The organism is Streptomyces sp. AM 4-1-1, from assembly GCF_029167625.1.
Lineage (GTDB): Bacteria > Actinomycetota > Actinomycetes > Streptomycetales > Streptomycetaceae > Streptomyces.
This window is the reverse complement of record NZ_CP119145.1, coordinates 786,550-805,002: the sequence shown is the minus strand read 5'-3', so window position 1 is coordinate 805,002 and position 18,453 is coordinate 786,550. Positions and strand designations below refer to the sequence as shown.

Sequence of the window (18,453 nt, the reverse complement as noted above, 5' to 3'; positions counted from 1 at the left end):
GCTCGCGACGGCCTGCGCTCGGCCGTTCGGGCGACCGATGGACCCGGCCGTCGTGCGATCGGCACCGGCACCCGGTCCGTGACCGGAACGCCGGACGACCCGGTACGCCGGGTGGTTCGCGCGGGCGTACGGCGGGACGGATCAGCCGTTGCGGGGGCCGGGGAAGGCGCCGGGCCGCAGATCCTCGCGCAACGGGGGGAGACCGGCCGAGGGCTGCGGCGGCATCGGGCGGGCGGCGGGCACGGTGGGCAGAGCGGGGCCGCCGGGCGCCGCGGCGACCGCCGGGGCCCCGGCGGGCAGCGGCACGGGACGAGGTGCCGCGGACTCGCCGGAGGAGTCCGTCGCCGCGGACTGCTGCCCGGCGCGCCGGGTGCCGTAGCGACGGTGCACGGCCTGCTTGGTCACCCCGAGCGCGGAGCCCACCGCGTCCCACGAGAAGCCCAGCGAACGGTCGAAGTCCACCGCCGCGGTGACCAGGCTCTCGACGCTGTCGCGCAGTTCCTGGGCCAGCCGGACGGTGGGAGCCGGGGCCCTGCCGTAGACGACGAAGCCCGTGGAGGGCCCGGATCGGCGCGGACGGTAGACGTTGCCCAGCTGGGCGGTGAGTGTGCGCAGAGCGTCCACCTGCCGCCGGACCCGCTCGATGTCCCGCACCAACAGATGCAGACTGGCCCGTGCTTGGGCGTCGTGGGTTGCGTGGTCGGCCATGAAGAAGCCTCTCGAACCGGCGTTGAAAGGGATCGGACCGCACCGTGGCGGCCCACTTCGGTCAATCTCTCTTGACCAACGCCTCACCCGCCGATGTGGTCACGCTCAACAGGGCGTACGTCCGCGAGCGCGGGGCGCGCGGGGGTGCGCGCGCCCCTCGCGGGGACCAGGGGCGGGACACCTGGTGCGACGGTCCCGCGTAGTAGTGTGTGGCGCTGCCCCCGGGCAGCGGTCAGGGCCCGGCCGGCACGAGACCTCCGCGCGACCGACGAGGAGCCGATCCCGTTCGTGGGGTGCGGGATTCGCGGGGCGTGGGACGGTCTCGCGGACCGGTGTGCTGCTCGTTCCCGTACCAGCTTGAGAGGCCCATCGGATGAAGCTCGTCTTCGCAGGTACCCCTGAGGTCGCCGTACCGGCGCTGGACGCCCTGATCGCCTCCGGCCGGCACGAGGTGGCCGCGGTCGTCACCCGGCCCGACGCCCCCGCGGGGCGGGGCCGCCGGCTCGTCGCCAGTCCCGTCGCCGAGCGGGCCGAGGAGGCCGGGATCGAGGTCCTCAAGCCCGCCCGGCCCCGCGACGAGGCGTTCCTGGCCAGGCTGCGGGAGATCGGCCCGGACTGCTGCCCGGTCGTCGCCTACGGCGCGCTGCTGCCCAGGGCCGCCCTGGACGTGCCGGCCCGCGGCTGGGTCAATCTGCACTTCTCGCTGCTTCCCGCCTGGCGCGGCGCCGCACCGGTCCAGCACGCGGTGATGGCGGGCGACGAGGTGACCGGTGCCTCGACGTTCCTGATCGAGGAAGGGCTCGACTCCGGTCCGGTCTACGGCGTCCTGACCGAGGAGGTGCGCCCCACGGACACCAGCGGCGATCTGCTCACCCGGCTCGCCTTCGCGGGCGCCGGACTGCTCGCCGCGACCATGGACGGCATCGAGGACGGCACCCTGCGGGCCGTTCCGCAGCCGGAGGAGGGCGTCACCCTCGCCCCGAAGATCACCGTCGAGGACGCGCAGGTCCGGTGGACGTCACCGGCCCTGCGGGTCGACCGCGTGGTGCGCGGCTGCACCCCCGCCCCCGGCGCGTGGACCCTGTTCCGGGGCGAACGCCTCAAGCTGATCCAGGCGGTGCCCGTCCCGGACCGCGCGGACCTGGCCCCGGGCGAGCTGTCGGTGGCGAAGAACAACGTGTTCGTGGGCACGGGATCGCACGGGCTGGAGCTCCTCTGGGTCCAGCCGCAGGGAAAGAAGCCGATGCGGGCCGCCGACTGGGCACGCGGGGTGCGCATCGTCCCCGGTGAACTGCTGGGAAGCTGAAACCGTCCCGTGGACGGCCGTGAGGCCGACGCGGGCGAGGGACCGCCGACGCGTGCGTGGAACCGCCCTTTGGAGAACGTCCCGTTCCGGTTCCCGGGCCCAGGGGTGCGGACCGCGGCCTTCCGTCCGGACGCGGGCGGCTCCTCCGGTCGGGCCGTCGCGGGCGGCGACGTACGCTGGGAACGTTCGTCCTCTCACCATCAGCGGAGCACCTTTCACGTGAACGACCAGCCGAGCCGCCGTCCCGCCAAGCCGCATCGCCGCCCCAGGAAGGACCCGGTCCGGTTCCTCGCCTTCGAGGTGCTGCGGGCCGTCGACGAGCGCGACGCGTACGCCAACCTGGTGCTGCCCCCACTGCTGAAGAAGGCCCGGGACAAGGGTGACTTCGACAGCCGGGACGCGGCGCTGGCGACCGAGCTGGTCTACGGGACGCTGCGCCGTCAGGGCACTTACGACGCGATCGTCGCCGCCTGCGTCGACCGGCCGCTGCGCGAGGTCGACCCGCCGGTCCTCGACGTGCTGAACCTCGGCGTGCACCAGCTGCTCGGCACCCGTATCCCGACCCACGCGGCGGTCTCCGCCAGTGTGGAGCTGGCCCGGGTGGTGCTCGGCGAGGGACGTGCCAAGTTCGTCAACGCGGTGCTGCGCAAGGTGTCCGCCGACGACCTCGACGGCTGGGTGGCGCGGGTCGCGCCGGCCTACGACGAGGACGCCGAGGGGCACCTCGCGATCACGTACTCGCATCCCCGGTGGATCGTCTCCGCGCTCTGGGACGCCCTGGGCACCGGCCGCGCCGGGATCGAGGACCTGCTGGAGGCCGACAACGAACGGCCCGAGGTCACCCTCGTCGCCCGGCCGGGCCGGTCCACCACCGACGAGCTCCTGACGGCCCTCGGCGACGAGTCCGGGCTGCCCGGCCGCTGGTCGCCGTACGCCGTACGGATGGCCGAGGGCGGCGAGCCCGGCGCCCTGGCCGCCGTGCGCGACGGCAGCGCGGGCGTCCAGGACGAGGGCAGCCAGCTCGTCGCCGCCGCCCTCGCCGCCGCCCCGGTCGAGGGACACGACACCCGCTGGCTCGACGGCTGCGCGGGCCCCGGCGGCAAGGCGGCCCTCCTCGCCGCGCTGGCCGCCGGACGCGGCGCCGCGCTCCTGGCCGCCGAACGGCTGCCGCACCGCGCCCGGCTCGTCGAACGCGCGCTGGCGGGCAACCCGGGCCCGTACCAGGTCATCGCCGCCGACGGCACCCGCCCGCCCTGGCACCCGGGCACCTTCGACCGGGTCCTGATGGACGTGCCGTGCTCGGGCCTGGGCGCCCTGCGCCGCCGCCCCGAGGCGCGCTGGCGCCGCCGCCCGGAGGATCTGGAGGGGTTCGCACCGCTGCAACGCGGGCTGCTCCGGGAGGCGTTGAGAGCGGTGCGGATCGGTGGCGTCGTCGGCTACGCGACCTGCTCGCCCCACCTCGCGGAGACCCGGACCGTCGTCGAGGACGTGCTGCGGGGCCGGGGCGGGGAACCCGTCCAGGCCGAGTGGGTGGACGCACGCCCGCTGATGCCCGGGGTCTCCGCGCTCGGGGACGGGCCGGACGTCCAGCTGTGGCCGCACGTCCACGGCACGGACGCGATGTATCTGGCGCTGCTGCGACGCACCGGCTGACCGACCCGGCCGGGGCCCTCGCCGGACTGGAACGGGACGTACCGGAAGAATCGCCCCGAGCGTGCGAACCGTAATGATCCCGTGAGGCTTTGGCGCGCACCGGGGCGGGGAAGCGCCGGAGAACATGGCAGGCTTGGCACATGGCCCAGATCAACCCGAGCATCCTGTCCGCCGACTTCGCCCGTCTCGCCGAGGAGGCGAAGGCCGTCGAAGGCGCCGACTGGCTCCACGTCGATGTCATGGACAACCACTTCGTACCCAACCTCACCCTCGGGGTACCGGTCGTGGAAGCGCTCGGCCGGGCCACGGACATCCCGCTGGACTGCCATCTGATGATCGAGGAGCCGGACCGCTGGGCACCGCAGTACGTCGAGGCGGGGGCGGGCTCCGTCACTTTCCACGTGGAGGCGGCGGCCGCGCCCGTACGGCTGGCCCGGGAGATCAGGGCCAAGGGGGCCCGCGCCTCGATGGCGCTCAGGCCCGCGACGCCGATCGAGCCGTACGAGGACCTGCTCCCCGAGCTGGACATGCTGCTGATCATGACGGTGGAGCCGGGCTTCGGCGGGCAGTCGTTCCTCGACATCATGCTGCCGAAGATCCGCCGCACCCGCCGGCTGATCTCCGAGCACGGCCTTCAGCTGTGGCTCCAGGTCGACGGCGGTGTCTCCGAGTCCACCGTCGAGCGCTGCGCCGAGGCGGGCGCCGACGTCTTCGTGGCGGGGTCCGCGGTGTACGGGGCCGAGGACCCGGCGGCCGCGGTACGGGGCCTGCGGGCGCGGGCGGACGCCGCGACCGCCTCGGCGGCATGGGCGTGCGGCCACTGAGCCAAGGGTGGATGAACGCGGCCCGACGGGGCTGATCAGGGATCGCCGTATCTGACAGGATGAACGGCGTATCGAGGTGTGAACAGCAGTGAGGAGATCGCGGTGTCTGGCATGTCGGCAGGTCGGGCAGCCATGCGGATGGGACCCGCGGAGCTGGTGCAGGCGGCGGCCATGGCCCGCCGCTTCTACCTGGAGGGAAAGTCCAAGATCCAGATCGCCGAGGAGTTCGGCGTCAGCCGCTTCAAGGTGGCCCGGGTCCTGGAGACCGCACTCGAACGCGACCTCGTACGGATCGAGATCCGGGTCCCCGCGGAACTGGACGCGGAACGCTCCGACGCCCTCCGGGCCCGCTACGGGCTGCGCCACGCGGTCGTCGTCGAGTCCCCGGCCGAGGAGCAGGACGACGCCCCCGACCCGGAGAACCTGGGCGAGGTCGCGGCCGACCTGCTCGGCGAACTGGTGAACGAGGGCGATGTCCTCGGCCTGGCCTGGGGCCGGTCCACCATCCACATGGCGGCGGCCCTGGACCGGCTGCCGCCGTGCACGGTCGTGCAGCTCACCGGGGTGTACGACGCGGGCACCGCCGAGCGCGGCTCGGTCGAGGCGGTCCGCCGCGCCGCCCAGGTGTCGGGCGGCGAGGCCCACCCCATCTACGCGCCGATGCTGCTGCCGGACCCGGCGACCGCCGCGGCGCTGCGCCACCAGACCGGGATCGCCCGCGCCTTCGAGTACTTCGACAAGGTGACGGTCGCCGCGGTCTCCATCGGTTCCTGGGAGCCGGGGATCTCCACCGTCCACGACATGCTCTCGGACGAGGAGCGGGCGCACTACGCCTCGCTCGGGGTCGCCGCCGAGATGTCGGCCCATCTGTTCGACACCGACGGGCGGCGGGTCGGCCGTGACCTCGGTGAGCGGTGCATCACCGTCCAGGCCGACCGGCTCCGCCGCATCCCCGAGGTGGTGGCCATCGCCGGCGGCCTGCGCAAGGCGGCGGCCATCGGGGCGGTCCTGCGCTCCGGTCTGGTCACCAGCCTGGTGACGGACACCGCGGCGGCTGACCATCTGCTGACGGAGTCGGCGCCCGGCCAGCGCCCGGCGCTGGAGCGGGCGGACCCGGACGGCCCCTGAGGGCGTACCCGCGGCGGGAGGCCGGGCGCGATCACCGCGCCCGGCCTCCCGCCGTGTCCGGCCTCCCGCCGCGTACCGCGTCTCTCAGCGGCGCCCGCCGTCGGTGCCGCCCCGGCCGGCGTGGTCCGGCGCGACCCCCAGGACCGTCGCCTCCAGATAGCGTTCCGGCCGCGCGTACTGCCCGACCTCCGCCGGGTTGTACCGGGGCGTCTCCCGTGACCAGTCGAGATTGCCGCGCATCCAGCTCCGCATCCCGTCCAGATACGGGGTGAGCATCCCCGCCAGCTGCGGATAGGCGGACAACAGCTCGGCCTCGGCGGCGAGGAACCGGTCGGTCTCGGCGGCGATCTCCGCGCAGACATGGTCGATGGCCCGCTGCTCGCCGTATCCCCGGTGGTGCCGGACCAGGTGGACGAGGTTGTGGATCTCGCCGAGCACCTGCTCCTTCTCGTAGGAGTACACGTCGTTGGCCCAGCACACGACGTTGCAGGAAGCCTCCAGCGCGGTGATGAACCGGGGATCGTTGTGGATCGTCTCGGGCGCCTCGATCCCGGCCACGATCTCTATCAGGTCCATGCACACATGGATCGCCCCGGTGTGCCGGCGCTTGGCGATGTACGTCTCCTCGGACGGTACGATCCCGGCCTCGCGGTTCGCCGTCTCCCAGGTGGTGGCCATGGTGAGGTAGGCGGTCAGATGCCAGGCGAACCGCTGCCGCCAGTGCGCGGCCACGCCCGGAATCGTGCGATCCCACAGCTCGGCCAGGGCGGTCAGGGCGGCGGGCGGTTCCTGGTCGGCCGGGAGGTCGTCCGCCGTGCCGTTCACCACGGCGAGCATCCGCTCGACCACGCCCCGCACGCGCTCCGGGCTGCGTCCCAGATACCCGTCGTCGAGCTGGTCGTCGACGAGGAACAGCCAGACGAACCAGTCGGCGACGAGGTCGAGGTCATGGCGGTCCGCGGTCGGGTAGACCATGCCGACGAAGGCCCCGAAGTCGGCCTGCTCGAAGCGTCTGCGGGCGGATTCGCGGTGTACGAGACCGGTGCGGCGTGTCCAGGCGTCGAGGTGGCCACGGGTGTGCCCGACGTGCGGATTGGTTCGCTGTGGGAACGGGCAGTAGATGTCCGGCAGTTCGCTGTCCACGGGCAGATCTCGATCCTCTCCGGTCAAACGTGTGACGGATGTTCGGAATTGACGGGTGTCCCGAATGGCCCAACTGGTCCGGCCGTACTCGCTGTTCAGATGGTCGGCTGCTCCTCCGTGATGCGGTGGCGACCCGTGGGACCTGCGCGTTTGAAGTTACCTGACCCCCCGTCACCAGGTCCAGGGAAGACGATCACGAATGGTTCGAACGCCGTTCGGGTAGGGTCCGCGGGTAAGGCAGGTTCCACTTGCCCGGGACTCTCCGATCGGTTCCTTTGGAGGAACGTACGAGCGTGAGGGGCCTTTGCTGTGTCTTCGTGGAAGCGTCCTGCACCGTTGCATATGAAAAAATGAGTGTTATGCGTTTTCTTGAGCCCGGCACCGGTCGTCACACCGAGACCCCCTCGGTCCCGTACGACCTCACCTACGACGACGTCTTCATGGTCCCGGGCCGTTCGGCCGTCGGTTCCCGGCAGAGCGTGGACCTCTCCGCGCCCGACGGCACCGGCACCACCATCCCGCTCGTCGTCGCCAACATGACCGCCATCGCGGGCCGCCGGATGGCCGAGACGATCGCCCGGCGGGGCGGGCTCGTCGTCATCCCCCAGGACATCCCGATCGAGGTCGTCACCGAGGTCGTCACCTGGGTCAAGACACGCCACCTGGTCCTCGACACACCGATCGTGCTGGCCCCCGGCCAGACCGTCGCGGACGCGCTGTCCCTGCTGCCGAAGCGGGCACACGGGGCGGGTGTCGTCGTCGACGCCGAGCAGCGGCCCGTCGGTGTCGTCACCGACCACGACCTGACCGGCGTCGACCGCTTCACCCAGCTGTCCGAGGTCATGACCAGGGATCTGGTGCTGCTCGACGCGGACATCGACCCGCGCGACGCGTTCAACAGGCTCGACGGCGCCAACCGCAAGCTGGCCCCCGCCGTCGACGCGGACGGCCGGCTCGTCGGCATACTCACCCGCAAGGCGGCCCTCCGCGCGACCCTCTACACCCCGGCCACCGACGCCGGGGGCAGGCTCCGGATCGCCGCCGCCGTCGGCATCAACGGCGATGTCGCGGGCAAGGCGAAGCAGCTCCTCGACGCGGGCGTCGACACCCTGGTCGTGGACACGGCCCATGGCCACCAGGAATCGATGATCAGCGCGGTGAGGGCGGTCCGCGCGCTCGACCCGCGGGTCCCGGTCGTGGCGGGCAACGTCGTCGCCGCCGAAGGAGTGCGCGATCTCATCGAGGCCGGCGCGGACATCGTCAAGGTCGGCGTCGGACCCGGCGCGATGTGCACCACCCGGATGATGACCGGGGTGGGCCGCCCGCAGTTCTCCGCCGTCCTGGAGTGCGCGGCCGAGGCGAGGAAGTACGGCAAGCACGTCTGGGCGGACGGCGGTGTCCGCCACCCCCGTGATGTCGCCATGGCGCTCGCGGCCGGCGCGTCGAACGTGATGATCGGCTCCTGGTTCGCCGGTACGTACGAATCGCCCGGTGACCTCCAGCAGTCCGCCGACGGCCGCTTCTACAAGGAGTCGTTCGGCATGGCGTCGGCGCGTGCCGTGCGCAACCGTACGTCGGAGGAGTCGGCGTACGACCGGGCCCGCAAGGGGCTTTTCGAGGAGGGCATCTCCACCTCGCGGATGTTCCTCGACCCGGCCAGGCCCGGCGTCGAGGATCTGGTCGACTCGATCATCGCGGGCGTCCGTTCCTCGTGCACCTACGCGGGAGCGGCGTCGCTGGAGGAGTTCGCGCAGAAGGCGGTCGTCGGGGTGCAGAGCGCCGCAGGCTACGCGGAGGGCAAGCCGCTGCACGCCAGCTGGAACTGAACGCCCTCGGGCACCTGCCGACGGGCGGGCGGCGGGCATGTCCTGCGGCGGGCACGGGACGGCCGTGTCCGCCGGCCGCCGCGCGGCGGCCGTCTCCCCCGGCGGTCGTCCGGCGGTGACGGGGCGGCTTCCGGACCGGGCGCGGGCGCACGGCCCGGCGTGCCCGGGGACCGGCGGGCCGCCCGCCCGGCCGGCGGGGACGCGGGCCCCGCACTTCACGGCGCGACGTCCGTACGCGGACCGGTGGGCAGCGCCTCCACGACGGCGGACGCCGGCCTCGCATGACCCTCGTCGTCGGGGGTGGAGGCCGTCCGCCAGATGCTCAAGGCGGAGCAGATCACGGCCCGGCAGCACCGTCAGCCGGGCGTCGCCCCCGGCGACCGGGCTCGCCGCCGCGTCCTCCATCGCGGTGCGCAGGTCGCCGGGTGTGGCGCCCAGAGCGTTCGGGGTGCGCTCGGTGGCCGGTCGCAGCAGGGGCGGGAGCGGCAGCGGCGGGGTCCGGGGAAGGCCGAGCCGGACCAGGGAGACGAAGGCGCGCACCGTCTCGTACAGTGGCGCCGGGAACGCCGCCGGGGACCAGCAGTTGGTGCCGAAGGCCGGCGTCAGCAGGCCGGCCGGAAGCTCCGCGAGCTGTTCGGCGGTGGCCAGTTCGCCGCGGGCCGCTCCCGCGTACCCCGGATCGACCGGGTCCGGCTCCGACGCCCGGCCGGCCGCGGCGGGCCAGGCGCGGTCCGGCAGGGTGGACAGCCGGCCCTCGGTGATGGAGTCGCCGTGCACGAACCACCGCGGCCGGGCGGGCGCGGGTCGCAGGGTCCCGCCCGGTGCCCGCACCCCGAGGAGCAGCGGCGACTGCGCCCGGGGCGGATACACGGTGAACGGCCCCTCGCCCGGAGGGAGTCCGACGCTGACGACGGTCTCCTCCGCGGGTTCGGCGAAGACCTCCGCGACCCGTCGGCCGTCCCGCCGGAGCGCGAACGCGTGGGCCAGACCGCGCGAGGCCCCGCCCGGCGGCGGTACGGGCAACCGGTAGCGGATCTCCACCGCTCCGGCGCCGGACGCCAGGAACTCCAGCCGCACCCCGACGGGCAGCAGCGCCCGCTGTCCGATGTCCCACGGCAGCCGGCCCGGACCGCCCGGAGCGGTCCGCACCGGGCGGACTCCGTCCCGCCACGCCACCCCGCGCGGAAAGGGTTCGGGGTCGAGCCAGGTCATCACGGCCTCCGGCGGTGGGGGACGGGCACTGACCGTCTACCCACTCCGGGCCGCCATGACGTCCGTACCGTCCTGTTCGACCCCTCGTGTTCTACTTCGGGTGGCGGCCCCGCCGCTCACCCTCCCCGGCCGGTCATCGCAGAAAAGTGATCCACCTGAAGTGAGACTGAACGATCTCGACGAACGCATCGTCCACGCCCTCGCCGAAGACGCCCGCCGCTCGTACGCCGACATCGGAGCGATCATCGGTCTCTCCGCCCCCGCGGTGAAACGCCGGGTCGACCGGCTGCGGGCCGAGGGCGCCATCACCGGATTCACCGTGCGGGTGGACCCGGCGGCGCTCGGCTGGCAGACCGAGGGATTCATCGAGATCTACTGCAGCCGCAACACTCCTCCGGAAGCCATCAAGCGCGGTCTGGCCCGCTATCCGGAGGTCGCGTCGGCCTCCACCGTCACCGGGGACGCCGACGCGATCGTCCAGGTCTTCGCCGCCGACATGCGCCACTTCGAGCAGGTGCTCGAACGCATCGCGGGGGAGCCCTACGTGGAACGCACCAAGTCGGTGCTGGTGCTGTCGCCGCTGCTGCGCAGATACTCCTCCGGCACACCCGGCTGACCACCGCCGGCCTCGCTCCCGGCTGCCGCGCCCCGCCGACGAGGGGCGGGTCACGCCCGTGGACGTGGGGCCGGAAACCCCCTTCTGACCTGCGGCGCAGTCGTACGCAACGAATCGCCGCCGGAGCGCCCCGTCACGCAACGAATCGACGGTCGATGCGCAACGCTCGCGCCTTGTCCGGCCGGATTCCGGGCCCGTACCGTCAATATGTCCGCTCCCACCCCCTTCCGCACCGACCGAGGTCAGTCATGCCGCCGTTGCGCACCGCACTGTTCCAGAGCTCCGGAACCCCGGGCTCGGTGGCCGACAACATCAAGGCGCTCGACGAGGCCGCCGGACGGGCCGCGAGGGCCGGGGCCCGACTGCTGGTCTGCCCGGAGATGTTCCTCACCGGCTACGCCATCGGGGACGCCGTCCCCCGACTGGCCGAACCGGCCGACGGTCCGTCCGCACGGGACATCGCGGCCATCGCCGCGCACCACGGAGTCGCCGTCCTCTACGGCTACCCGGAACGCCTCGGTGACCTGGTCTTCAACGCGGCCCAGCTGATCGCCCCCGACGGCACCAGGCTCGCGAACTACCGCAAGACCCACCTCTTCGGCGGCTTCGAACGGGAGTGGTTCACCCCCGGCGAGGACCCCGTCGTCCAGGCCCAGCTGTACGGCGTCCGGATCGGCCTGCTGATCTGTTACGACGTGGAGTTCCCGGAGAACGTCCGGGCGCACGCGCTCGCGGGCACCGATCTCCTGCTGGTGCCGACGGCGGTGATGCATCCCTTCCAGTTCGTCGCCGAACACGTCGTACCGGTCCGCGCCTTCGAGAGCCAGCTGTACATCGCGTACGTCAACAGGGCGGGCGTGGAAGGCGAGTTCGACTTCATCGGGCTGAGCTGTCTGGCCGGCCCGGACGGCGCCGTGCGGGCCCGGGCCGGCCGGGGCGTCGAACTCGTGACCGGTGACGTCGACCCGGAACTGCTGCGCCGGTCCCGCGCCGCCAACCCCTATCTGGACGACCGCCGCAGCGCGCTGTACGGCTCCCTCGTCCGCGCCGCCGCCTGCTGATCCCGACCCTCTCCGTTCCGCGCAAGTCGTACAAGGAGTCCGCACCATGACGTCCACGGTGCCCACCGCCGTCCAGCACACCGACGCGCAGCCGCCGATCACCATGTTCGGGCCGGACTTCCCCTACGCCTACGACGACTTCCTGGCGCATCCGGCGGGCCTCGGCCAGGTACCGGCGACCGAGCACGGCGCCGAGGTCGCGGTCATCGGCGGCGGTCTCTCCGGGATCATCACCGCCTACGAGCTGATGAAGATGGGCCTCAAACCGGTCGTGTACGAGGCGGACCGGATCGGCGGGCGGTTGCGCACCGTCGGTTTCGACGGCTGCGACCCGTCGTTGACGGCCGAGATGGGCGCGATGCGCTTCCCGCCGTCCTCCACCGCCCTCCAGCACTACATCGACCTGGTGGGCCTGGAGACCAAGCCGTTCCCCAACCCGCTCGCGCCCACCACGCCGTCGACGGTCGTCGACCTGAAGGGCGAGTCCCACTACGCCGAGACCATCGCCGATCTGCCCCAGGTGTACCGCGACGTGGCCGACGCCTGGAGCGCCTGTCTGGAGGAGGGTGCCGACTTCTCCGACATGAACCGCGCGATGCGCGAGCGCGATGTGCCGCGCATCCGGGAGATCTGGGCGGAGCTCGTCGAGAAGCTCGACAACCAGACCTTCTACGGATTCCTCTGTGACTCGGAGGCGTTCGCCTCCTTCCGGCACCGCGAGATCTTCGGCCAGGTCGGCTTCGGCACGGGCGGCTGGGACACCGACTTCCCCAACTCCATCCTGGAGATCCTGCGGGTCGTCTACAGCGAGGCCGACGACCACCACCGGGGCATCGTCGGCGGCAGCCAGCAGCTGCCGCTGCGGCTGTGGGACCGCGAACCGCGCAAGATCACGCACTGGCCGCTCGGCACCTCGCTCGCCTCGCTGCACGGCGGCGAGCCCCGCCCGGCCGTGACCCGGCTCGACCGCACGGCGGGCAACCGGGTCACCGTCACCGACGCGAGCGGCGACATCCGCACCTATCGGGCGACGGTCTTCACCGGCCAGTCCTGGCTGCTGCTCTCCAAGATCGCCTGCGACGACGCGCTCTTCCCGATCGACCACTGGACGGCGATGGAGCGGACCCACTACATGGAGTCGTCCAAGCTGTTCGTCCCCGTCGACCGGCCGTTCTGGCTGGACAAGGACGCGACGACGGGCCGCGACACCATGTCGATGACGCTCACCGACCGGATGACCCGGGGGACGTACCTCCTGGATGACGGACCGGACGCGCCGGCGGTCATCTGCCTCTCCTACACCTGGTGCGACGACAGTCTGAAGTGGCTGCCGCTGCCCCCGAACGAGCGCATGGACGTCATGCTGAAGTCGCTCGGCGAGATCTATCCCAAGGTCGACATCAGGAAGCACGTCATCGGCAATCCGGTGACGGTGTCCTGGGAGAACGAGCCCTGGTTCATGGGGGCGTTCAAGGCCAACCTGCCCGGCCACTACCGCTATCAGCGACGCCTGTTCACCCACTTCATGCAGGACCGGCTGCCCGCCGACAAGCGCGGCGTCTTCCTCGCGGGCGACGACATCTCGTGGACGGCCGGCTGGGCCGAGGGCGCGGTGCAGACCGCTCTCAACGCGGTCTGGGGCGTGATGACCCATCTCGGGGGCTCCACGGACCCGACGAACCCCGGCCCCGGCGATGTCTTCGACGCGATCGCCCCGGTCGAACTCCCCGACAACTGACCGGCCGACCGACCGGCCGGTCAGTCGGACGCGCGGTCAGCGGCGGCAAGGGGTGAGCAGACAACGCCCCACCAGACCGGCGCCCGCGTCCATCCGGTCCCTGAACTCCTCGGCCAGCACGGGAACGTCACGCAGCCGCCAGAGCACCAGGGCCGCCGACCACGCGGCCTCGCGGGCCCGCTCCAGGCTCCATGAGCCCAGCAGATGGGTGAGCGGGTCGGCGATCTCCAGGAGATCGGGGCCGGGCATCAGATCCTCACGGATTCGTTCCTCCAGCAGCACGAGCAGATCGCCGACCTGGTGGAACTCCCCTTCCAGGTCGGCCGGTACGCGGTCGAGCGCATGGCAGGTGTCCACCACGGCCAGCGCGAGATCGTGACCGATGTGGGCGTTGATGCCCGCCAGGGCGAACTGCACGGGCCGTACACCGGGATGGCGGCGGTACTCGAAGAGCGGACGCCAACAGGCGGGCGGCCGACGGCAGTCGTCCACCGCGTCGACCGCCGACAGATAGCGTCGGGCGAAGCAGGCGTCCAGGGCGGCGGCCGCCCGGCGGTCGGCGAACGCGCCCCCGGCCAGGTGCTCCGCGACGGTCTCGGTCACGGTCAGATAGACCTGGTTGAAGACGGCCACCCCGTCGTCCGGAGGCCAGACGGAGCGGAGGGTACGCATCCGCCCGATCACCGCGTCCACCTCGGCCACGGCGTCCATCTCGGCCACGGCGTCCACCGTGCCCACGTCGGCCATCAGGCCGCCCACTTCGGCCGGTGCGACGGCCGTCCCGGTCCCTTCCGCGAACTGCTCGAACCGCGTCATGGGGGCAGCGTCCCAGTGACCGTCGCGCCCCGGCGCGCGACCGGGCCACGGGTTCCCCGGAACGGGGGAACGAGGGCGCGTCAGGACTTCTCGGTCCGGCCCCGGTCGTACCCCGCGTCGCCCGGTTCGGCGAGCGCCGGTTCGTCCCTCATGTGGGCGGGAGCCAGGACCCGTAGCGCGTGATGACCGATGACCACGATCAGTGTGCCCAGCGCGATGCCGCTCAGCTCGAAGTCGTCGGTGAAGGAGAGGCTGACGTCGCCGATCGCGACGATGAGTCCGGCGGCCACCGGCACCAGGTTCAGCGGGTTGGAGAGGTCGACCCGGGAACGGATCCAGATCTGGGCGCCGAGCAGGCCGATCATGCCGTAGAGAATGACGGTGATGCCCCCGAGCACGCCTCCGGGAATGGCGGCGACGACGGCTCCGAACTTCGGGCAGAGCCCGAACAGGATCGCGAAGCCCGCCGCGCACCAGTAGGCGGCGGTCGAGTAGACGCGCGTGGCCGCCATGACACCGATGTTCTCGGCGTACGTGGTGGTGGCGGGACCACCCGCGGAGGTCGCCAGCATCGTCGCCGCGCCGTCGGCCATGATCGCCGTACCGAGCTCGTCGTCCAGCGGGTCGCCGGTCATCTCGCCGACCGCCTTGACGTGTCCCGCGTTCTCGGCGATGAGGGCGATGACCACGGGCAGGGCGACCAGGACCGCCGAGAGGGAGAAGCTCGGGGCGTGGAAGGACGGCAGACCGATCCAGTCGGCCTTGGCCACGCCCGAGAGGTCGAGGCGCCAGTGGTCGACCTTCTCGGCGCCTCCGGCGAGGGAGTGGATCTTGCCCAGGGTGCGGTCGAGGACCCAGGAGACCGCGTACCCGAAGGCCAGTCCGAGGAAGATCGCGATACGTGACCAGAATCCGCGCAGCACCACCAGCGCGAACCCGGTGAAGACCATCGTGAGCAGCGAGGTCCACTGGTCCTGGGGCCAGTAGGTACCGGCGGTGACGGGCGCCAGGTTGAAGCCGATGAGCATGACCACCGCACCGGTGACCACCGGAGGCAGCACCGCGTGGATGATCCGGGCGCCGGCCGCCCGGATCACCGCCCCGCACAGGAGGAGGACCGCGCCGACGGCGAGCAGCGCCCCGGTGAGGGTCGCCGCGTCACCGCCCTGCGACTTGATGACGGCGGCGACCCCGATGAACGACAGGCTGCTGCCGAGGTAGCTGGGGATACGGCCCCGGGTGATGAGCAGGAAGAGAATGGTCGCCACACCGGACGCCATGACGGCGAGGTTGGCGTCGAGACCCATCAGGACGGGCGCGACGAAGCAGGCCCCGATCATGGAGACCACGTGCTGGGCGCCCAGGCCCGCGGTGCGCCCCCAGGTGAGGCGTTCGTCCGGCCTCACGACCTCGCCCGGTGCGAGGCTCTTGCCGTCGCCGTGCAGCTTCCAGCCGAAGCCCGCCATGGTCCTGCTCCTCGATGTGGTGCCGTGGCGTTCCCGGCTGCCCGGCGCGCCCCTGGTGGAAAGCGGTGCGCCGGGCGGGTCCGGCGTACGCGAGGCGTGCGGCCGCTCCCCGCGTTCCTCGTGCACCGTGCCCACCTGCGGAAATGATCGGAGCAATGATAGTGCGGTACGCGGCCGGCCCCACGCGCCGCTCCCGGTCCGCACATCGTCCCCACGCCGTCCGCCGTACCGGCCGCTCCTCGCGCGAGCGGCCGGCGTGCGGAGCGGAGGCCGTCCGCGGGGCCCGGTCCCGTGCGGTCTCAGGGGCAGCGGTCGGCAGGGGGCCGCGCCGGCGTCGGCGAACCCCCGGTCACCGGCCCGGACCGGCGGTCACCGGCCCGGAGCATTCCCGCGCCCAGCACCAGCCCGAACGCGAGCACCGTCACCAGGCCGAACGACACCACCAGCGAGGTTGCCTCGGCCAGCGAACCGATCGCCGACGGGGCGATCAGGCTGGAGGTGTACGTGATGGTGGCGACGCCCGCGATGGCCTGGCTCGGCTTCGGCCCGCTGCGGGCCGCCGCCGCGAAGGTCAGCGGGACGACCACGGCCACGCCGAGGCCCAGCATCCCGAACCCGCAGAGCGCCGGCACCGCGTCGGGCGCCAGGACGATCAGCAGTCCACCGCAGGTGGCGAGGGCTCCGCCGGCCCGTACGGTCCGGACCGCGCCGAACCGGTCGACCACCCGGTCGCCCACCATCCGGACCATCGCCATGGTCAGCGCGAAAGCGGTCGTGGACGCGGCGGCCAGCCCCGCAGAGGTGTCCATGACGTCCCTGAGGTACACCGCCGACCAGTCCATGCTGGCTCCCTCGGCGAACACCGCGCAGAACCCCACCGCACCGATGATCAGCGCGGACTTCGGCGGCAGGCTGAACCTCGGCGGCGGCGCCTCGTCCGGCCCGCCGCGCAGATCCAGTACGTTCCGGCAGGCCACGAGGCCGAGCGCGGTCAGGACCAGGGACGCCACCACGTGGTGAAGCCGGGCATCGGTGCCCAGGTGCGCGGCGACCGTGCCCGCCGCCGAACCGACGAGCGCGCCCACGCTCCACATGCCGTGCAGCCCGGACATGATGGACCTGCCGAGCCGGTTCTCGACCTCCACGCCGAGCGCGTTCATCGCCACGTCGGACATTCCCGCCGAGGCCCCGTACACGAAGAGCGCCGCGCACAGCGTCAGCAGGTTCGGGGCCAGCGCGGGCAGGACGAGCGCCAGCGTCCACATCGCCAGCAGCCCCCGCAGCGCGGTCCTGGCGCCGAACCGGTGGCTCACCGCACCGGCCAGCGGCATCGCGAGCGACGCGCCGATCGCGGGGAAGGCCAGGGCGAGCCCGAGCTGCCCGGCGCTGACCCCGGCGTGGTCCTGAATCCACGGCATCCGGGTGGCGAAGCTTCCCGTGACAGCTCCGTGCACGGTGAAGACCGCCGCGACGGCGTACCGCGCGCGCCTCACCTCTTCCGCGCCGAAGGCCGTTCCGCTGGAATCCGTAGTCATGCCGCCGTGCCCTCCCATGGGGATGTCCCCGCCGTCGGCCTGCCCCGGCGACGCTCGTGTCCGCAACGAGGCCGTAAACTATCAGGAACCCTGCCTGATAAATAGTGGTCCAGTCATCTGGAAGGATCTGGGCATGCCCGCATCACCGAGCACCGCCCGCGCCATCAACGACCGGCTGGCCCTCCGACTGCTCCAACGGGAAGGGCCCTTGACGGCCGGTCAGCTGAAGTCCCTGACCGGCCTGTCGCGACCCTCCGTCGCGGACCTCGTGGAGCGTCTGCAAGGGGCCGGTCTGATCCACGTGGTCGGTGAGGCGGGCGCCGAGCGCCGCGGTCCCAACGCCAGGCTGTACGGGATCGTCGCCGACCGGGCCCATCTCGCCGCACTCGACGTGCGCACGCACAGTGTCGCCGTCGTCGTCGCCGATCTGCTCGGCAGGACCCTCGCCGAGGCGACCCTGCCCATCGGCAGCGACAGCGGCACCGGGCCCGCCGCCGAACGGGCGGCCGAGCTGCTGGAGCGCACCGCGCGTGAGGCGGGCGCCGCCCCGCTGCACAGCGTCGGCATCGGGGCTCCCGGTCTGATCGACCCGGTCACCGGGGAACTGCGCGACACGACGGGGCTGCCCGCCTGGCACCGGAGTCTGATCAGGGTGCTCCAGACACGCCTGCCCGCGAGGGTACTGGTCGAGAACGAGACCAATCTCGCGGCCGTCGCCGAACACCGGATCGGCGCCGCTCAGGACCGCGACACCTTCGTGCTGCTCTGGCTCGGCCAGGGCGTCGGCGCCGCCGTCATGCTGGACGGGAGGCTGCGCCGCGGGGCGTCGGGCGGTGCGGGCGAGATCGGCTTCCTGCCGGTGCCGGGCACGGGCGGGGTGCCGTCGGCGGTCAACTGCGACGGCGGATTCCACTCGCTGGCGGGCTCGGCGGCGGTCTGCGAACTGGCCGCCGAGCACGGCATCGAGGCGGAACCGGGCGCGAGCGGCGGGGAAAGCGAGCCGGCCGCCGCCTCCGTCGTCCGCGCGGCCCTCGCGGAGGGCGCGAAGGGGGACGTCTTCCTGGACGTGCTGGCCGAGCGTCTGGCGGTCGGCGCCGCCGCGGCGGCCGCGGTGCTCGACCCCGGCTGTGTGCTTCTCGCGGGGGAGATCGGGCACGCGGGCGGCGCGGATCTGGCCGACCGGGTGGCGCGACGGCTGGCCCGGATGTCACCGCTGCGCACGGAGGTCAGGGCGGCGGACCTCGGCGGCGCCGCGGTGCTGCACGGGGCGCTGCTGGTGGCCCGCGAGGCCGCTCAGGACGAGCTGTTCACCTCGGGCGGCTGAGGGAGGCGGGGGCCGGGCTGCCGGGACCGCCGCCGTCGTACGGGGATGGGTTCCGCGCGTTCGTACGGGGAGGGATTCCGGGAGTCGTACGAGAAGG

The 18,453-nt window shown here is 72.6% G+C and carries 14 protein-coding genes; 9 read left to right on the top strand and 5 right to left on the bottom strand.

The window, feature by feature from the left end:
• Positions 1-141 precede the first annotated feature (141 nt).
• Positions 142-708: a hypothetical protein gene (locus PZB75_RS03170; protein WP_275533757.1), complete on the bottom strand. Its 567-nt coding sequence runs from the start codon at positions 706-708 to the stop codon at positions 142-144.
• Between the two features lie 373 nt (positions 709-1,081).
• Between PZB75_RS03170 and fmt the strand changes: the two genes are divergently transcribed.
• From fmt to PZB75_RS03150, 4 genes are all read left to right on the top strand, one after another.
• Entirely contained in the window at positions 1,082-2,014 is a 933-nt protein-coding gene (fmt, locus tag PZB75_RS03165; RefSeq protein WP_275533756.1) for a methionyl-tRNA formyltransferase, read from the top strand.
• Positions 2,015-2,233: 219 nt separating this feature from the next.
• The gene (locus PZB75_RS03160; protein ID WP_275533755.1) at positions 2,234-3,667 is read left to right on the top strand and encodes a transcription antitermination factor NusB; all 1,434 of its coding nucleotides are present in this window, start codon (positions 2,234-2,236) and stop codon (positions 3,665-3,667) included.
• Positions 3,668-3,807: 140 nt separating this feature from the next.
• Positions 3,808-4,491 (top strand): ribulose-phosphate 3-epimerase, encoded by a 684-nt coding sequence (rpe, locus tag PZB75_RS03155; RefSeq protein WP_275533754.1) that lies wholly within the window; start codon positions 3,808-3,810, stop codon positions 4,489-4,491.
• Positions 4,492-4,623: 132 nt separating this feature from the next.
• Entirely contained in the window at positions 4,624-5,619 is a 996-nt protein-coding gene (locus PZB75_RS03150) for a sugar-binding domain-containing protein (RefSeq protein WP_275533753.1), read from the top strand.
• 84 nt (positions 5,620-5,703) lie between these two features.
• Here the strand turns inward: PZB75_RS03150 and PZB75_RS03145 are convergent, their stop codons facing one another.
• Positions 5,704-6,762 (bottom strand): terpene cyclase, encoded by a 1,059-nt coding sequence (locus tag PZB75_RS03145; RefSeq protein WP_275533752.1) that lies wholly within the window; start codon positions 6,760-6,762, stop codon positions 5,704-5,706.
• A 359-nt stretch (positions 6,763-7,121) separates the two neighbouring features.
• On the opposite strand from PZB75_RS03145, the gene PZB75_RS03140 reads away from it, so the two are divergent.
• The 4 genes from PZB75_RS03140 to PZB75_RS03125 all read left to right on the top strand — a co-directional run bounded on the left by PZB75_RS03140 (position 7,122) and on the right by PZB75_RS03125 (position 13,215).
• On the top strand, positions 7,122-8,588 hold the full coding sequence (locus PZB75_RS03140; RefSeq protein ID WP_275533751.1) for a GuaB1 family IMP dehydrogenase-related protein: 1,467 nt from the start codon (positions 7,122-7,124) through the stop codon (positions 8,586-8,588).
• 1,372 nt (positions 8,589-9,960) lie between these two features.
• Positions 9,961-10,416, top strand: coding sequence for an Lrp/AsnC family transcriptional regulator (locus tag PZB75_RS03135; protein ID WP_275533750.1), 456 nt, complete (start codon positions 9,961-9,963; stop codon positions 10,414-10,416).
• A gap of 248 nt (positions 10,417-10,664) precedes the next feature.
• Positions 10,665-11,477, top strand: coding sequence for a carbon-nitrogen hydrolase family protein (locus PZB75_RS03130; RefSeq protein ID WP_275533749.1), 813 nt, complete (start codon positions 10,665-10,667; stop codon positions 11,475-11,477).
• A gap of 46 nt (positions 11,478-11,523) precedes the next feature.
• Complete coding sequence (locus PZB75_RS03125; protein WP_275533748.1) at positions 11,524-13,215, top strand: NAD(P)/FAD-dependent oxidoreductase; 1,692 nt, start codon at positions 11,524-11,526, stop codon at positions 13,213-13,215.
• Positions 13,216-13,251: 36 nt separating this feature from the next.
• Here PZB75_RS03125 and PZB75_RS03120 read toward each other — a convergent pair whose 3' ends face one another.
• The 3 genes from PZB75_RS03120 to PZB75_RS03110 form a co-directional block, all read right to left on the bottom strand.
• Positions 13,252-13,926, bottom strand: coding sequence for a DUF5995 family protein (locus PZB75_RS03120; protein WP_275538561.1), 675 nt, complete (start codon positions 13,924-13,926; stop codon positions 13,252-13,254).
• A gap of 185 nt (positions 13,927-14,111) precedes the next feature.
• Positions 14,112-15,497 (bottom strand): solute carrier family 23 protein, encoded by a 1,386-nt coding sequence (locus PZB75_RS03115; protein WP_275538560.1) that lies wholly within the window; start codon positions 15,495-15,497, stop codon positions 14,112-14,114.
• Between the two features lie 299 nt (positions 15,498-15,796).
• Positions 15,797-17,032 (bottom strand): MFS transporter, encoded by a 1,236-nt coding sequence (locus tag PZB75_RS03110; protein WP_275533747.1) that lies wholly within the window; start codon positions 17,030-17,032, stop codon positions 15,797-15,799.
• 133 nt (positions 17,033-17,165) lie between these two features.
• Between PZB75_RS03110 and PZB75_RS03105 the strand changes: the two genes are divergently transcribed.
• Positions 17,166-18,356, top strand: coding sequence for an ROK family transcriptional regulator (locus tag PZB75_RS03105; RefSeq protein ID WP_275533746.1), 1,191 nt, complete (start codon positions 17,166-17,168; stop codon positions 18,354-18,356).
• Positions 18,357-18,453: the final 97 nt, after the last annotated feature.

Excerpts from the sequence above, each read along its gene's own strand:
- PZB75_RS03120 (WP_275538561.1), bottom strand. The coding sequence starts at position 13,926 with ATGGACGCCGTGGCCGAGGTGGACGCGGTGATCGGGCGGATGCGTACC.
- PZB75_RS03140 (WP_275533751.1), top strand. The coding sequence starts at position 7,122 with ATGCGTTTTCTTGAGCCCGGCACCGGTCGTCACACCGAGACCCCCTCG.
- PZB75_RS03170 (WP_275533757.1), bottom strand. The coding sequence starts at position 708 with ATGGCCGACCACGCAACCCACGACGCCCAAGCACGGGCCAGTCTGCAT.
- PZB75_RS03105 (WP_275533746.1), top strand. The coding sequence starts at position 17,166 with ATGCCCGCATCACCGAGCACCGCCCGCGCCATCAACGACCGGCTGGCC.
- rpe (WP_275533754.1), top strand. The coding sequence starts at position 3,808 with ATGGCCCAGATCAACCCGAGCATCCTGTCCGCCGACTTCGCCCGTCTC.
- PZB75_RS03130 (WP_275533749.1), top strand. The coding sequence starts at position 10,665 with ATGCCGCCGTTGCGCACCGCACTGTTCCAGAGCTCCGGAACCCCGGGC.
- PZB75_RS03110 (WP_275533747.1), bottom strand. The coding sequence starts at position 17,032 with ATGACTACGGATTCCAGCGGAACGGCCTTCGGCGCGGAAGAGGTGAGG.
- PZB75_RS03150 (WP_275533753.1), top strand. The coding sequence starts at position 4,624 with ATGCGGATGGGACCCGCGGAGCTGGTGCAGGCGGCGGCCATGGCCCGC.
- PZB75_RS03115 (WP_275538560.1), bottom strand. The coding sequence starts at position 15,497 with ATGGCGGGCTTCGGCTGGAAGCTGCACGGCGACGGCAAGAGCCTCGCA.
- fmt (WP_275533756.1), top strand. The coding sequence starts at position 1,082 with ATGAAGCTCGTCTTCGCAGGTACCCCTGAGGTCGCCGTACCGGCGCTG.
- PZB75_RS03125 (WP_275533748.1), top strand. The coding sequence starts at position 11,524 with ATGACGTCCACGGTGCCCACCGCCGTCCAGCACACCGACGCGCAGCCG.